The organism is Propionivibrio pelophilus DSM 12018 (genome assembly GCF_059569095.1).
The window spans coordinates 84,445-98,802 of the sequence record NZ_JCANUT010000003.1; the positions used below are offsets into that span (position 1 = coordinate 84,445).

General features: G+C 62.3%; 16 protein-coding genes and 1 tRNA gene. 12 read left to right on the forward strand and 5 right to left on the reverse strand.

Going from position 1 to position 14,358, the window contains the following annotated elements; translation table 11 throughout:
- The first annotated feature begins 30 nt into the window (after nucleotides 1-30).
- From BO74_RS02840 to BO74_RS02855, 4 genes are all read left to right on the forward strand, one after another.
- Nucleotides 31-124 (forward strand) — tRNA-Ser (locus BO74_RS02840).
- Between the two features lie 78 nt (nucleotides 125-202).
- Nucleotides 203-1,057: a bifunctional methylenetetrahydrofolate dehydrogenase/methenyltetrahydrofolate cyclohydrolase FolD gene (gene folD / locus BO74_RS02845; RefSeq protein WP_496439850.1), complete on the forward strand. Its 855-nt coding sequence runs from the start codon at nucleotides 203-205 to the stop codon at nucleotides 1,055-1,057.
- Nucleotides 1,058-1,088: 31 nt separating this feature from the next.
- The gene (gene purE, locus BO74_RS02850) at nucleotides 1,089-1,586 is read left to right on the forward strand and encodes a 5-(carboxyamino)imidazole ribonucleotide mutase (RefSeq protein WP_496439851.1); all 498 of its coding nucleotides are present in this window, start codon (nucleotides 1,089-1,091) and stop codon (nucleotides 1,584-1,586) included.
- A gap of 7 nt (nucleotides 1,587-1,593) precedes the next feature.
- A complete protein-coding gene (locus BO74_RS02855; protein ID WP_496439853.1) occupies nucleotides 1,594-2,619 on the forward strand; it encodes an L-threonylcarbamoyladenylate synthase in 1,026 nt (341 codons plus the stop codon).
- Nucleotides 2,620-2,637: 18 nt separating this feature from the next.
- Here the strand turns inward: BO74_RS02855 and BO74_RS02860 are convergent, their stop codons facing one another.
- The 4 genes from BO74_RS02860 to BO74_RS02875 form a co-directional block, all read right to left on the reverse strand.
- Nucleotides 2,638-3,132 carry a CreA family protein gene (locus BO74_RS02860; protein ID WP_496439855.1) on the reverse strand — a complete coding sequence of 165 codons (495 nt, stop codon included), beginning with the start codon at nucleotides 3,130-3,132 and terminating at the stop codon, nucleotides 2,638-2,640.
- On the reverse strand, nucleotides 3,125-3,526 hold the full coding sequence (locus BO74_RS02865; protein ID WP_496439856.1) for an ABZJ_00895 family protein: 402 nt from the start codon (nucleotides 3,524-3,526) through the stop codon (nucleotides 3,125-3,127). Before BO74_RS02865 ends, BO74_RS02860 begins: the two co-directional genes overlap by 8 nt.
- On the reverse strand, nucleotides 3,523-4,470 hold the full coding sequence (locus BO74_RS02870) for a DMT family transporter (protein ID WP_496439857.1): 948 nt from the start codon (nucleotides 4,468-4,470) through the stop codon (nucleotides 3,523-3,525). The genes BO74_RS02865 and BO74_RS02870 overlap by 4 nt, the downstream gene beginning before the upstream one ends.
- Nucleotides 4,471-4,531: 61 nt before the next feature.
- Complete coding sequence (locus BO74_RS02875; protein WP_496439858.1) at nucleotides 4,532-4,759, reverse strand: hypothetical protein; 228 nt, start codon at nucleotides 4,757-4,759, stop codon at nucleotides 4,532-4,534.
- A gap of 67 nt (nucleotides 4,760-4,826) precedes the next feature.
- Here BO74_RS02875 and msrP point away from each other — a divergent pair, with 67 nt between their 5' ends.
- Together msrP and msrQ are read left to right on the forward strand one after the other, a co-directional pair.
- Nucleotides 4,827-5,834 carry a protein-methionine-sulfoxide reductase catalytic subunit MsrP gene (gene msrP / locus BO74_RS02880; protein ID WP_496439859.1) on the forward strand — a complete coding sequence of 336 codons (1,008 nt, stop codon included), beginning with the start codon at nucleotides 4,827-4,829 and terminating at the stop codon, nucleotides 5,832-5,834.
- A 7-nt stretch (nucleotides 5,835-5,841) separates the two neighbouring features.
- Nucleotides 5,842-6,435 carry a protein-methionine-sulfoxide reductase heme-binding subunit MsrQ gene (gene msrQ / locus BO74_RS02885; RefSeq protein ID WP_496439860.1) on the forward strand — a complete coding sequence of 198 codons (594 nt, stop codon included), beginning with the start codon at nucleotides 5,842-5,844 and terminating at the stop codon, nucleotides 6,433-6,435.
- Between the two features lie 12 nt (nucleotides 6,436-6,447).
- On the opposite strand, the gene BO74_RS02890 is transcribed toward msrQ, so the two are convergent.
- On the reverse strand, nucleotides 6,448-6,702 hold the full coding sequence (locus BO74_RS02890) for a SemiSWEET transporter (protein WP_496439862.1): 255 nt from the start codon (nucleotides 6,700-6,702) through the stop codon (nucleotides 6,448-6,450).
- Nucleotides 6,703-6,946: 244 nt separating this feature from the next.
- Between BO74_RS02890 and BO74_RS02895 the strand changes: the two genes are divergently transcribed.
- The 6 genes from BO74_RS02895 (at nucleotide 6,947) to BO74_RS02920 (ending at nucleotide 14,358) form a co-directional block, all read left to right on the forward strand.
- Nucleotides 6,947-8,416 (forward strand): mannitol dehydrogenase family protein, encoded by a 1,470-nt coding sequence (locus BO74_RS02895; protein WP_496439863.1) that lies wholly within the window; start codon nucleotides 6,947-6,949, stop codon nucleotides 8,414-8,416.
- Nucleotides 8,417-8,710: 294 nt separating this feature from the next.
- Entirely contained in the window at nucleotides 8,711-9,652 is a 942-nt protein-coding gene (locus BO74_RS02900; protein ID WP_496439865.1) for an AraC family transcriptional regulator, read from the forward strand.
- A gap of 174 nt (nucleotides 9,653-9,826) precedes the next feature.
- On the forward strand, nucleotides 9,827-10,798 hold the full coding sequence (locus BO74_RS02905) for a substrate-binding domain-containing protein (protein ID WP_496439866.1): 972 nt from the start codon (nucleotides 9,827-9,829) through the stop codon (nucleotides 10,796-10,798).
- Between the two features lie 110 nt (nucleotides 10,799-10,908).
- Complete coding sequence (locus BO74_RS02910) at nucleotides 10,909-12,414, forward strand: sugar ABC transporter ATP-binding protein (RefSeq protein WP_496439867.1); 1,506 nt, start codon at nucleotides 10,909-10,911, stop codon at nucleotides 12,412-12,414.
- A gap of 11 nt (nucleotides 12,415-12,425) precedes the next feature.
- Entirely contained in the window at nucleotides 12,426-13,421 is a 996-nt protein-coding gene (locus tag BO74_RS02915) for an ABC transporter permease (protein WP_496439869.1), read from the forward strand.
- A 262-nt stretch (nucleotides 13,422-13,683) separates the two neighbouring features.
- Nucleotides 13,684-14,358: an HAD-IA family hydrolase gene (locus tag BO74_RS02920; protein WP_496439870.1), complete on the forward strand. Its 675-nt coding sequence runs from the start codon at nucleotides 13,684-13,686 to the stop codon at nucleotides 14,356-14,358.

Consider the following 14,358-nt stretch of genomic DNA (forward strand, 5'->3'; position numbering starts at 1 on the left):
GGATCGGAAAGGCTATCATCGCGCCCTTCCGGAGACGTGGCCGAGAGGTCGAAGGCACTCCCCTGCTAAGGGAGCATACGGGCATAAACCTGTATCGAGGGTTCGAATCCCTCCGTCTCCGCCAAAACACAAACCCGATAGCCCGCTATCGGGTTTTGTTTTTTCAGCTCCACCATTGCCCGCACAACCTTTGGATATTCCCATGACGGCCCAAATTCTTGACGGTAACGCCCTTGGACAAAAACTTCGCGCCGATTTCAAGCTGCGCGCCGAAGAACTCGCGGCACAGGGCATTCGCCCCGGTCTGGCGGTGATCCTGGTCGGCGAAGACCCGGCCTCGCAGGTTTATGTACGCAACAAGGTCAATGCCTGCGCCCAAGCCGGATTTCACTCGGAAAAATACACCTTTCCCGCCGACGTCGCGCCGCAGCTCGTGTTCGAGAAGATCGCGGAGCTTAATGCCGACACGAAAATTCACGGCATTCTCGTTCAGTTGCCCCTGCCCAAACATTTCGACGCGGACGCCGTTCTTGACGCGATCGCTCCGGAGAAGGATGTCGACGGCTTCCGCGCGGAGAACGTCGGCGCCCTGATGCAGGGGCAACCCTGCTTCATCCCGTGCACGCCATACGGCGCGATGAAGTTTTTCGAGGAGGCAGGCATCAGCCTCAAGGGCAAGGAAGCCGTCGTCGTCGGCCGTTCAAACATCGTCGGCAAGCCGATGGCCATGCTGCTGATGCACGCAGGCGCCACGGTTACCGTCTGTCACTCGCAAACCCGCGACCTGAAGGCGCACTGCCAGCGCGCGGACATTCTGGTTGCTGCCGTTGGCAAGCCGAAGATGATCACCGGCGACATGATCAAACCCGGTGCAGTGGTCATCGACGTCGGCATCAATCGTCTCCCGGACGGGAAACTTTGTGGCGATGTCGATTTCGAATCGGCCAAGGAAGTCGCCGCGTTCATCACGCCGGTTCCTGGCGGTGTCGGCCCGATGACGATCACCATGCTGCTGGCGAATACGCTGGAAAGCGCGGAACGTGCGGCCAACGCCTAATCCAACGTTTTTTCAGAATCAGGAGACGAAAATGTCGAATCAACCGCTTGTTGGCATCGTAATGGGCTCGGACAGTGACTGGCCGGTCATGCGTGCCTGCGCCGAAACGCTGAAGAAATTCGGCATCGCTTATGAGGCCAAGGTTCTCTCGGCGCACCGCACGCCGGACGCCGCGCTCGAATACGCTGTCACCGCGCAACAACGGGGAATGAAGATCCTGATCGGCGCGGCCGGCGGCGCCGCGCACCTGGCCGGCGTTCTCGCAGCCAAGACCGAACTCCCCGTGCTCGCCGTACCGATGCCTTCCAAGCACCTGCAAGGACTCGATTCGCTGCTGGCCATGGTGCAGATGCCCGGCGGCATTCCCGTGGCGACCTTTGCCATCGGCGAAGCCGGCGCGGCCAACGCGGCCCTGTTCTCCGTTGCCATGCTGGCCTTGGGCGATGCCACCATCGCCGGCAAACTGAGCGACTTCCGCAAGCAACAGACGGAAAAAGTTCTCTCCAAGACTCTGCCTGATCTGCCTTAACCAAGACATGAACGACAACACGACGCCCGTCGATCTGGACCAGGCCGTTCGGCTGCTGCAAGCCGGCGAGCTCGTGGCGTTCCCGACAGAGACGGTGTACGGGCTGGGGGCCGACGCCGCCAACCCGGACGCCGTGGCCAAGATATTCGCCGCCAAGGGACGTCCGGTCAACCACCCACTGATCGTTCATCTGCCCGGCGCCGGCCATCTCGACCAATGGGCGCAGGACATTCCGCAGGAAGCGTGGGATCTGGCGGAAGCCTTCTGGCCCGGGCCGCTCACGCTGATCCTCAACCGCAAGAACGCCGTTCCCGATGCCGTCACTGGCGGGCAGGATACCGTCGGCGTGCGCGTCCCCTCGCATCCGCTGGCCCTTGCCCTGCTGCGGGCTTACGCCCAGGCAGGCGGCGGGAAAAATGGACTGTGTGGCATCGCCGCCCCCTCGGCCAATCGCTTTGGGCACATCAGCCCCACCGACGCAGCGCATGTGCGCGAGGAACTTGGCGATGCGGTCGCCCTGGTTCTGGATGGCGGCCCGTGCGATGTAGGAATAGAGTCAACCATCATCGATCTCTCGCGCAATGGCCAGGCGCCGCGTCTGCTGCGCCCCGGCCACATCACGCCGGAACAGATCGCCGAGGTCATCGGCGAGTTTCCGGAGCTGCCGGAGACGATGCAAAGCGCTCACACGCCCCGCGTTTCCGGATCGCTCGACGCACACTACGCTCCGCGCACCGCCATGCAAATGGTCGCCGCCGGCGACGTCGCGCAAGTCCTCGAAACATTCCAGGAAGCCGGCAAGCGTTGCGGCGTCCTGCTGCATACAGTCGTTTCGCCCCTGCCTGCTGTTCTCTCGCTCTGCCTGCTCCCCGACGCACCCGAAGGTTATGCCCGTGCCTTGTATTCGGCGCTACGCGAACTCGACCGTGGCGGCAACGACATCATTCTCGTCGAGAACATTCCCCAGGAGCCGGCCTGGGCGGCCGTAGCCGACCGGCTGCGACGCGCCGTCTGCGGCTCAGGCAAACGGTAATTCCCAGCAATACCCGCGTCAGCGGCCGCCCCACGGCATCACGGGTACCGTGGAGATGCTGTTGGCCGGCGCGCCTTCGATCAGCTTGCGGCTGATCGCCAGATAGACCAGCGTCCGGTTCGCCTCGTCCCACATGCGGATGACGCGCGTTTCCTTGAACAGGATCGAGGTATCCTCGCTGAACACCACGGCGTTCTTCGGCAGCTTCGCCGGAATGCTGATCGGCCCGGTCTGACGGCAAGCCAGCGAGAACTGCGAAGGATCCTGCGCCAGGCCCAGGCTGCCGCTGATACCCCCGCTCCGCGCCTGACTGACGTGACAGGTCACACCGGGAATCAGCGAATCACCGAACGATTCCACGCACACCTTGTGATTGGCGCCCAGCAGCTTCCATTCGGTGGTCACGCAACCGATAGTTTCGGCCGTGGCACCAGTAACGAACGAGGAAACGAGCGCCGACGCACAACCCCACCGCCACATGACGCCGGCACGGAAGATCGCAGTGTCAGCCACGTGCCTTGTCCTTGATCCGCCCGGCCATCGCCATGAACGCGAGAATGCACAGTCCGTGCAGCACTGTCATGACGATCAGTTCGCCAGCGACAAACTGCCGCAAGAGGTCGAGCCCCGCCGCATCTGTACCCACGGAGGCTAGACGCAACAACACCTGCAGGACAACGTCGATCAGCAGAAAAGCCGGCCAGGCAAGCGCCATTTCCTTCCCGACGAGGTTCCGACCGTTCCGCCGGCGAAACAGCTGACAGACGTAAAGCGTCGACGCGGCCAGTGCCGCGCTCGTGATCACCAGCGTGCTGCTTCGGGTGAAATAGAAGGCCAGCAGCAAGCCACCGACCAGCGCCAACAGGTAAGCTGCGGAAAAACGCAGAATCAATCCACCAAGGGTCATGCACGCTCCACTTCTGAGGGGACCGCATTCCGGCGCAGGAAGCGATCACGATTACGAGTGATGTAGACGCCGCCGAAGACGCAGACGGCACCAGCCACCTGCATCAGCCCGAACGTCTCGCCGAGAAGGAAGTACGCCGCGACGACGGCAAACACTGGCGTCAGGTTATTGAATACCGATGCACGCGAAGTGCCAAGCACCCCCGAGCCCCAGATCCAGAGGAAATTGCCGAGACAGAGGCCGAAAACCGCGGAGAACACCACGCTTCCCCACGCCGACGCCGGCAACGCCGTCCACGCCACACTGCGCATCTCCGGCATGGAAACGGCCAGCAGCATGAGCGTCGTCACGATCATCATCGACGCGGTGACCTGATAGGTCGAATAACGCTCGAGCAATTCCTTCGAAAACACCGTGTAATAGGCGTAGCCTACCTGCGAGAGCAGCACGAGAAACGCGCCGAGCAGATGGTGCCCCGCCAGGCTCACCTCCTTGCCGGCGCCGATGACGATCAACACGATTCCGGCCATTGAACAGGCCATGCCGACGACAACGGCCCGGTTGATCGTGTCGAAACCGAAGAAGCGGTTCATCAACAACACGAACACTGGCAACAGGCAGAACATGAAGGCCGCGTTGCCGGAGGTCGTCCGCTGGATGCCCTCGGTAAAGAATATCTGGAAAACGAAGAAACCGAAGATGCTCGTGCGCACCAGCACGCCCAGATCCGCACGTGACGGACGGCGCCAGGACCCCGACAACCACAGGGCGAACAGCGCAAAGAGGCTGCCGACGACCATGCGGGCGACGTTGTAGGGCAAGGGTGGAATATGCTGCAGACCAAGCTTGATCACCGGCGGGTTCATCCCCCACATCAATGCCACGAGCAGCAGCATGCATTCGGCCAGGCGAACGCGCGATTTGTTGTTTGCAGCTTCGGTCAAGGCAACGACATCCAACAGAGGGAAAAAAAGAGCGCCCCGGCAGCGCAGGGCGCGTGTTCAATTACTTGCCGCTTCGCGTTTTCGCGTTGTTCGACGACGGATCACGTCGCTGGCAGCGCGGATCGACAAACGCTTGTTCCAGCCGTATCCACGCGGGACCCGGCGAGGTCTGCGCACACACGGTCGCACCGGTCACGCTGCGCCACTGATACCACGGTGCCGGGCCGGCAACAGCCACCGTAGACGCCGCAAGGAACAAAGCCGGCAATAACCACTCAAAAACCTTCACGGAAGCACCTGTCCGATTCGCTTCAAGAAGTGCCTATTGTATTGTCAAAAAACGTCGAGAGGTCGATATGCGCCGCCAAGATCAACTGAGCCCGATTATTCCGGCCAGCGAGATAACCCCACGCGATATCTTCGAGCAGCGCCGCTCGTTGATCCGGGCCGCCGCGGCCGGGGCTTTCGGCGCTGCGTTGTCGCCGTTCTTCGCCCGGCAAGCCTTTGCCCAATCCGCTGGGCCGACCCCCTCGCCCAACGCCAACAGCGACAAACTCGCGGCGGCCGTCAACGCGCAATACTCGACCAAGGAAAAGCTGACGCGCTACAAGGACGTCACCAGCTACAACAACTTCTACGAGTTCGGTACCGACAAGGGCGATCCCGTCCAGCACGCGCACACGCTGATCACCCGGCCCTGGACCGTGGCCGTCGAGGGGCACGTGCGCAACCCCAAGGTTTACGACATCGACGAGTTGCTCAAGCTGGCCCCGCTGGAGGAGCGTATCTACCGCCTGCGCTGTGTCGAAGGCTGGTCGATGGTGATCCCCTGGATCGGCGTTTCGCTGTCGGAACTGATCCGCAAGGTCGAGCCGACCGGCAACGCCAAGTACGTCGAATTCATTTCGCTCGCTGACAGGAAGCAGATGCCTGGCATTTCTTCCCCGGTACTCGAATGGCCGTACGTCGAGGGGCTGCGCCTCGACGAGGCGATGCATCCGCTGACGCTGCTCACGTTCGGTCTCTACGGTGAAGTGCTGCCGAAGCAGAACGGCGCTCCTGTGCGCCTGGTCGTCCCCTGGAAATACGGCTTCAAGAGCGCCAAGTCGATCGTGCGCATCCGTTTCACGGAGACCGAGCCGAAGAACAGTTGGCAGGTCGCCGCGCCGAATGAATACGGCTTCTACTCCAACGTCAATCCGGGCGTCCCGCACCCGCGCTGGAGCCAGGCCACCGAACAGCGCATCGGCGAAGGCGGCGGCAGCGTTCTCTTCCCGCCCAAGCGCAAGACGCTGATGTTCAATGGTTACGCCGAACAGGTCGCCTCGCTCTACACCGGGATGGACTTGAAAAAATACTACTGAACGATCGATGCGCCCCCTCGACATTTTGCGCCCGGCGGTATTCGTTGCCTCCTTGCTGCCGCTGGCGCGCCTGGTCTGGCTGGGCTGGCACGACGACCTGACGGCGAATCCGTTCGAGTTCGTCACCCGCTCGACGGGGACTTGGGCACTGGTCTTTCTCTGCCTGACGCTGTCGATGACCCCGGCGAAACGGCTCACCGGGCTCTCGCAATGGATCCGGTTCCGGCGCATGCTCGGGCTGTACAGCTTCTTCTACGCCATACTGCATTTCAGCCTGTGGTTTTGGGTCGACCACATGCTGGATGTTCAGGCAATGTGGCAGGACGTGCTTGAACGGCCATTCATTGCTGCGGGATTCACAGCCTTCGTTTTGCTGATCCCGCTGGCAGTCACTTCGACCAACGGCATGATGCGCTGCCTTGGTCGTAACTGGGTGCGGTTGCACCGTCTGGTGTACGTCATCGCCATCGCGGCGATCCTGCACTACTGGTGGCACAAGGCCGGCAAGAACGATTTCGGCACCGTCAGCATCTACGCCGGTGTCGTCACCTGGCTGCTGGGCGTCCGTCTGTGGTGGGCCTGGCGCAGACGCGCCCAATAGCCCCCTTGGCCGTCAGCCGTGGCGCAATTTCAGCGCCAGCACGGTCCCCGCCAGAACGACTGTCACGCTGTTGGCGACAATGATCGGCCATGAACCGAGCAGCACACCGTACAACAGCCACAGGCTCACCCCGCCCGTAAACAGGATGTACATGCGCAGTGAAATGTCCTTGGTGTGGCGGGTCGTCCAGATTTGCCAGACCTGCGGGACGAAGGAAATAGTGGTCAGGACGGCTGCGCCATAGCCGATCCATTCGGTGGAGATCATGGGAGGTTCCGATGCGGGAGGGTCAATCGACGGCCGCGATGCGCGGCCAGTGCGAAGGATACCGGAAACCCCATCAGCCAGCGCGGCATGCTGGCGGAACAGCGTAAAACCGTGCAATCAACTCCGGAAATATCAAGCTGCCGAAATTCCCCGAGTGCATGACACTCGGGCCCAGTCGCTGCCGCCGCTCGTCGGCCCTGGCACACCACGACTTTCCCGACCATTCCAAAAAGCGAGGATTTCCATGTTGAAACTTGGCACCGCCACCCTGTCGCAACTGCCGTCCGGCGTCGCCCGCCCCTCCTACGACCGTTCGCAAGTAAGCGTCGGCATTGTCCACTTCGGCACCGGCGGCTTTCATCGCGCCCATCAGGCAATGTACCTCGACCAGCTGATGAATCAGGGTCTGGCGCTCGATTGGGGTATCTGCGGCGTCGGCGTCATGCCCGCCGATCAGCGCATGCGCGATGCGCTCAAATCCCAGGACGGACTGTACACGCTCGTCACCAAGCACCCGGACGGCAACTACGAGGCACGCGTGATCGGTTCGATCGTCGATTACCTTTACGCCCCGGATGACGTCGAGAAAGTCATCGAGACCCTCGCCGCGCCAAGCACGCGCATCGTCTCGCTGACCATCACCGAAGGCGGCTACAACTTCCATCACGTCACCGGCGAGTTCGATTTCGACACGCCGGCGATCGTCAATGATCTCGAGGGATCGACGGCCCCGGCCACCGTCTTCGGCCTCGTCACCGAAGCCCTGCGGCGGCGGCGCGAGCGGAATATCGCTCCCTTCACCGTGATGAGCTGCGACAACATCCAGTCCAACGGCGACGTCGCCAGGAAGATGTTCACCGCCTTCGCCCTGCGCAAGGATCCGGCGCTCGGCGACTGGATCACCACCCATGTCGCTTTCCCCAATGCAATGGTCGACCGCATCACTCCCGTCACCGCGCCGAGCGACATCGAACAGTTCGCCCAGCGCTTCGGCATCGACGACGCCTGGCCGGTGGTCTGCGAACCGTTCACCCAATGGGTGCTGGAAGACCACTTCCCGCTCGGCCGTCCGCCCTACGAGCAGGCAGAGGTCCAGCTGGTCAAGGACGTCGTACCCTACGAGCTGATGAAGCTGCGCCTGCTCAACGCCAGCCACCAGGCGCTGACCTACTTCGGCTACCTTGCCGGCTACCGCTACGCCCATGAAGTCACCCAGGACCCGCTGTTCGAGACCTTCCTGCTCAACTACATGGAGCGTGAAGGCACACCGACGCTGATGCCCGTTCCCGGCGTAGACCTCGATCTCTATCGGCGCACGCTGATCGCCCGCTTCGCCAACCCGGAAGTTCGCGACACCCTCGCCCGCCTCTGCGCCGAAAGCTCCGACCGCATCCCGAAGTGGCTGCTACCGGTGGTGCGCGCCAATCTCGCCAGCGGCGGCGAGATCCGGCGCAGCGCCGCAGTCGTCGCCAGCTGGGCGCGTTACGCCGAGGGCAAGGATGAACAGGGCGAACCGATCACTGTCGTCGACCGGATGAAGGACGAACTGATGCAGATCGCTGCCAACAACCGCCAGAACATCACCGCCTTCATCGAGAACCGGGCGGTGTTCGGCGACCTTTGCGACAACCCGCGCTTCGTCGAAGCCTATACCGAGGCATTGACCAGCCTGTACGAAGTCGGCGCGAAGGAAACAGTGCGTCGCTTCGCCTGACCCGGAACCGATCCGGGAAACGGGTAAAAAAATCGGCAGGGCGTGCGCTCAAAAACGGGGGAGAAACCACACGCAAAGCGCCCTGCCGCATAAAACCTCTCAAAAGCCTTTCGCCACGGCGTAAAATTTTGCACAATCACGTGCAAAAACCGACCTGACATTGCCGGGCCGTCGACGCATAGTGATAAAAACTTGTTGAACCCCCGGCGACCCGCCTGCCACAAAAAAAACAACACAAAGAGAACAGAGGGCGCACGGGCAGATTGCACCATCCAGCAGTGAGGGGCATTACCAATGAACACCAGGCCTTTGCGCGAGGTCATCGCCACGCCGCTTGAACGCGACTTTCTCGTTTTTTGCCATGACTACCCGTTCCACTACACGGGCTGGCATTACCACCCGGAATTCGAAATCCACCTGATCCGCCGCTCGTCCGGCCTGCGCTACGTCGGCACGCACGTCGGCCAGTTCGACGTCGGCGACCTGGTGATGACCGGGGCCAACCTGCCGCACATGTGGGTCACCGACGGCGCCCGCGACGAACTGCCCAACGGACGCATCGAGATCGCCGAGCGCGATCTGGTCATCCAGTTCAGCGGCGCCTTTGCGCATAAATGCGTGACCGAATTCGTCGACTGCGCGGCCTTTTCGACGCTGCTCGACGAATCACGTGCGGGCATCAAGTTCTCCGATGCCGCCTCGCAGGCCGCTTGGCCGCTGCTGCACGAACTGCTCACGGCCACCGGCATGAACCGGCTGATCACCTTCTTCCGCATCGTCAGCCTGCTCAGCGACGACAGCGCGCGGCAACCGCTGTCGCTGGTCCTGCCGAAGACCGATGGCATCCAGATGAGGCGGCTGAACAACATCCTCAACTACATCGCCGAAAACTACAGCCGCTCCGACCTCTCCTGCCGCGAGATCGCCGAGCGCGAGCACATGCAGCTCTCCGCCTTCTCCCGCTTCTTCGACCGGCACGTGCGCTGCACCTGCCTGGAGTACCTCAACCGGATGCGCATCTACAAGTCCTGCCAGATGCTGATCGAGACGGACTCGTCGGTCACCGCGATTGCCTATGACGTCGGCTACGACTCCCTGTCGACGTTCAACCGGAATTTCACCCGCTACATGGGCGTGTCACCGACAAAATTTCGCACCGACCGCACCTCCTCGCCGGAATCACTGAACGCGCATCGCAACCGCATGAGCGGCGTCGGGCATATCGCGCTGGCGTGAAAACGATGTAAGAAATTGCATAGCACTGCAAAATTTTCGCATAGAGAACGATGCAGACGCTTTGTAATCTTCCCAGCGCTGACCCGACTACGGGAAAACAAAAAACGCCCAGTCGAAAAGTCGCACGCAGCACAGCGGAAATACCCAACCAACATAATTGAGGAGGCACGAACAATGAAAAGGTTTCTCGCAGTTGCCATGATCACCGCCGGCATCCTGGGAATGAGCGGCGCGGCCCAGGCCCAAGCCGCCAAGCCCCTGAAGATCGGCTTTTCCAACCGCACCCTGAACGGCGCCTTCTTCAACGGCCTGACCGAGTACATGAAGATCAGCGCCAAGAAGGCCGGCTACGAGATCGTCGCCACCGACGCCGCAGGCAACATGAACAAGCAGATTTCCGACGTCGAGGACATGCTTTCGCAGGGCATCGACATCCTGGTACTCAACCCGCAGGACCCGGCCGCCGGCGTCAACATCGTCAAGAAGGCCACGGCCAAGGGCATCCCGGTCGTCAACCTCGACAGCGACATCAGCCTCGACGCCCCGGTGATCACCCGCGTGATGGCCAACAACCCGGTCAACAACAAGATGCTCGGCGAATACGCGGTCAAGCTGTTCGGTGACAAGCCGATCAACGCCGTGATCATCAGTGGCAACCAGGGCAACCTGGTCGGCGCCGCCCGCCGCGACAACTTCATCGCCGCGGTCATGGAAGAGCAGATGCGCCAGTACGGCCGCACCAACTTCACGGTGCTGACGCAAGGCTGGGGCAACTGGGACCAGCAGGGCGGACTGAAGGCGATGGAAGACGCGCTCGTCGCGCACGGCGACAAGATCAACGCCGTCTATACCGAGATGGACGACATGGCGCTCGGCGCGATCCGTGCTCTGAAGGCGTCCGGCAAGCTGAAGAACGTGACGGTCATCGCCCACGACGGCTACAAGAAGGGACTGGAATCGATCAAGAACGGCGAACTCAAGGCCACCGCCTCGAACAACCCGAAGGCGCTCGCCGAGAAGGTCATGGAAGTTATCAAGGACTTCAAGGCTGGCAAGACCAAGTTCAGCGACTATGAATTCATCACCCCGATCCTGATCACCAAGGACAACGTCGACAAGTACTACGACAAGGACTCGATCTACTGATCAACGGTGCGGCGGACGGGGCCTTTTCCGGCCCGGCCCGCCGTTTTTTTCATCCAGGCGCCTGACAACAACAACTCCAGGGCAACACGGCAACAGAAGGAAGGGTGAGCATGACAGCTCAAGCGATCGTCGCCGAAGGCATCCAGAAAAGCTTTGGCGGCATCAAGGCCTTGCGTGGAATCAATTTCTCGGCGGACGCCGGAACCATCCACGCGATCGTCGGCGAAAACGGTGCCGGCAAATCGACGCTGATGAAAATTCTCTCCGGCATCTACATCCGCGACGCCGGACGCATCACCTGTTTCGGCGAAGAAGTCCATTTCACCTCGCCGCAGCAAAGCATGGCCTGCGGCATCGGCATCGTGCACCAGGAACTGGCGCTGGCCCCCGACCTGTCGGTGGCCGAGAACATCTTTCTCGACGACCTCGGCCAGGGCGGTCGCCTCGTCGACTGGAAGGAACTCAACCGCAAGGCCGGTGAACTGCTCCGTGCCTTCGGTTACGACATCGACCCGCGCACGCGCGTCGGCGACCTCAGCGTCGCCTACCAGCAAATGGTCGAGATCACCAAGTCATTGGCCAAGGACGTGCGCATCCTGATCCTCGACGAGCCGACCGCCGTCCTCGCCGATCCGGAAGTCGACGTCCTCTTCGAGAACCTGCTGCGCCTCAAGCAGCGCGGCGTCACCATTCTCTATATTTCGCACCGCCTGCAGGAACTGTTCCGCATCGCCGACCGGATCACCGTGGTCAAGGACGGCGAAACCGTCGGCCAGCTCGATCCGAAGACCTGCAGCGAACACGACATCATCACCATGATGGTCGGCCGGGAAATGACCTCGCTGTTCCCGGAACGCTCGACACCGAGCGACGAAATCTATTTCGAGATTCGCCACCTGAACCGTCCCGGCGTGCTGGAAGACATCAACATCCAGGTGCGCAAGGGCGAAGTCGTCGGCCTCGCCGGGCTGGTCGGCTCCGGGCGCACCGAAATCGCCGAATGCGTCTTCGGCATCGCCCGCCACTCGCAGGGCGAAATCCTCAAGGGCGGCCAACCGGTGCACGTCAAGCATCCCGCCGACGCGGTCGCCCAGGGCATCGGCCTCGTGCCGGAAGACCGCAAGCTGCAGGGCGCCGTGCTCAACCTGCCGATCGAACAGAACATCACGCTCTCCAAGCTCGGCGGTGTCTCCCGCTTCGGCATCCTGAACAAGAAAGAAGAACGCGGCATCGCGCAACACCTTCGTGAACTGCTGCGGATCAAGCTCGGCCGCCTGACCGACCCGGTGTCCAGCCTGAGCGGCGGCAACCAGCAGAAGGTCGTACTCGGCAAGTGGATCAACGCCAACTGCGACGTGCTGATCTTCGACGAACCGACGCGCGGCGTCGACGTCGGCGCCAAGTCGGAAATCTACGCCGTGATTCACCGCCTCGCCCAGGAAGGGCGGGCCATCCTGGTCATTTCCTCGGAGCTGGTCGAACTGATCGGCCTGTGCCACCGCGCCTACGTGCTCAGCGAAGGCCGGATCACCGGCGAAGTTGCCGGCGAGACGATGACCGAACAATCCATCATGTCCCATGCCATTCCCCGCCGCGTGGCCCAGGCCGCCCATTGAGGAGAACGACGATGAACTCGACCACCCTGCCCCAACAAACCGCCGCCCAGACCCCTGCCTCGCGAGGCCCAGGTCTTGCAAAGCTTCTGCTCGATCAATCCTCGCTGATTGTCTTCATCGCGATGCTGCTGGTTTCGGCCTTTCTCTCCGACCGTTTCCTGAGCGTCGACAACATCACCAACATCCTGCGCCAGAGCGTGCCGCTCGGCGTCGTCTCCCTCGGCCTGCTGTTCGTCATCCTCACCGGCGGCATCGATCTCTCGGTCGGCTCGGTAATGGCCCTCGTCTCGGTCACCGTCGCGCTCGTCGTACCGGAACAAGGACTGTTTGTCGGCATCGTCGCCGGCATCCTGGCCGGCGCCCTGTGCGGCGTATTCTCCGGCACACTGGTGGCCACCTTCCGCATCGCCCCGTTCATCGCCACCCTGGCGACGATGACCGTGGCGCGCGGCGTGGCGCTGATCGTCTCGAAAGGACAGCCTATCTTCATCGATGACACAGCGTTCAACGACTTCGGCGTTGCCAGCTGGTTCGGCATCCCGACGACGTTCTACCTGCTGATCGTCTGCTTCCTCGTCACCCTGTTCCTCTACCGCAAGACCGTTTTCGGCCGGCTGACCCTATCCATCGGCAGCAACGAGACCGCCACCCGTTTCGCAGGAATACGCGTCGCTTACTACAAGTTCGGTGTCTACGCCCTGTGCGGCCTCGCCTGCGGCATCTCCGGCGTGGTCGCCTCGACACGCACCGGCGTCGGTTCGCCGATCCTGGCCATCGGCTTCGAACTCGACGCGATCGCCGCCGTCGTGGTCGGCGGCGCCAGCCTCGCCGGCGGACGCGGCACGGTGTTCAATACCCTGATCGGCGTGATGATCCTCTCGATCATCTCGAACATCATGAACCTGATGAACATCCCCGGTTACCACCAGCAAGTGGTCAAGGGCGCCATCATCATCCTCGCCGTGATGCTCGAAAGCCTGAAGGGCCGCATCGGCAACAAGCACTGATTTCCTCTCCAGCGGCACGATTCGGGGCGGACGCTTTGCGCCGCCCCGCTTTTTTTGTCCCTTCGCATTTGCCAACACGATTTCAGAACGGCATCATTCCCGACCTCACCCATCTGCACTGCCGTATGCACACCACCCGTCCGTCATTCCGGCGAAAGCCGGAATCCAGATTTCCGGAGCACAAACTGGATCCCGGCCTGCGCCGGGATGACGGAGCACTCGCGATGTGCGCATCCGGCGACCCTATCTGCGAGCACAAGCCATGACGCTTCTTCCGGGAACACTCATCACCGCCCACTGCCTGCTTTTCGACATGGACGGCACGCTGGTCAATTCCACCGCCGCCGTCGAGCGCGTCTGGGGGCGTTGGGCCGCCGGGCACGGCATTTCCTTCGACGATTTCCGCCACACGATGCACGGCCGCCGCGCCATCGACATCATGCGCGGCATCGTTCCGCCCCACCTCGACGCCGAAACCGAACTGCAGACCATCGATTCCGAGGAGCTGGTCGAAACCGACGGCATCGTGCCGATCCCCGGCGCGGCCGAACTGCTCGCCAGCCTGCCGCGCGACCGCTGGGCACTGGTCACCTCCGCGCAGTTGCCGCTGGCCCGCGCGCGCATGGGCGCGGCGGGTCTGCCGATGCCTGACACGGTCGTCTCCGCCGACGACATCAGCGAAGGCAAACCCAACCCCGGCTGCTACCTGCTCGCCCTCGACCGGCTTGGCCAGCGCCCGGAACACGCCGTGGTCTTCGAAGACGCTCCGGCCGGGATCGCCGCCGGAATCGCCGCCGGCTGCCAGACCATTGCGATCAGCGGCAGCACCCACGCCACGGCAGACGCTTCGGTCCCCAGCCTGGCCGATTTCACCCGCCTCGTGCTGGAAAAGATCGACGACGCCTCAGGACTCCATCTGCGCGTTGTGCCCGCCTGA

What these genes read in the sequence shown, in the direction of transcription:
- folD (WP_496439850.1), top strand. Translation starts at nt 203, where the DNA reads ATGACGGCCCAAATTCTTGACGGTAACGCCCTTGGACAAAAACTTCGC.
- purE (WP_496439851.1), top strand. Translation starts at nt 1,089, where the DNA reads ATGTCGAATCAACCGCTTGTTGGCATCGTAATGGGCTCGGACAGTGAC.
- BO74_RS02855 (WP_496439853.1), top strand. Translation starts at nt 1,594, where the DNA reads ATGAACGACAACACGACGCCCGTCGATCTGGACCAGGCCGTTCGGCTG.
- BO74_RS02865 (WP_496439856.1), bottom strand. Translation starts at nt 3,526, where the DNA reads ATGACCCTTGGTGGATTGATTCTGCGTTTTTCCGCAGCTTACCTGTTG.
- msrP (WP_496439859.1), top strand. Translation starts at nt 4,827, where the DNA reads ATGCGCCGCCAAGATCAACTGAGCCCGATTATTCCGGCCAGCGAGATA.
- msrQ (WP_496439860.1), top strand. Translation starts at nt 5,842, where the DNA reads ATGCGCCCCCTCGACATTTTGCGCCCGGCGGTATTCGTTGCCTCCTTG.
- BO74_RS02890 (WP_496439862.1), bottom strand. Translation starts at nt 6,702, where the DNA reads ATGATCTCCACCGAATGGATCGGCTATGGCGCAGCCGTCCTGACCACT.
- BO74_RS02895 (WP_496439863.1), top strand. Translation starts at nt 6,947, where the DNA reads ATGTTGAAACTTGGCACCGCCACCCTGTCGCAACTGCCGTCCGGCGTC.
- BO74_RS02900 (WP_496439865.1), top strand. Translation starts at nt 8,711, where the DNA reads ATGAACACCAGGCCTTTGCGCGAGGTCATCGCCACGCCGCTTGAACGC.
- BO74_RS02905 (WP_496439866.1), top strand. Translation starts at nt 9,827, where the DNA reads ATGAAAAGGTTTCTCGCAGTTGCCATGATCACCGCCGGCATCCTGGGA.
- BO74_RS02910 (WP_496439867.1), top strand. Translation starts at nt 10,909, where the DNA reads ATGACAGCTCAAGCGATCGTCGCCGAAGGCATCCAGAAAAGCTTTGGC.
- BO74_RS02915 (WP_496439869.1), top strand. Translation starts at nt 12,426, where the DNA reads ATGAACTCGACCACCCTGCCCCAACAAACCGCCGCCCAGACCCCTGCC.
- BO74_RS02920 (WP_496439870.1), top strand. Translation starts at nt 13,684, where the DNA reads ATGACGCTTCTTCCGGGAACACTCATCACCGCCCACTGCCTGCTTTTC.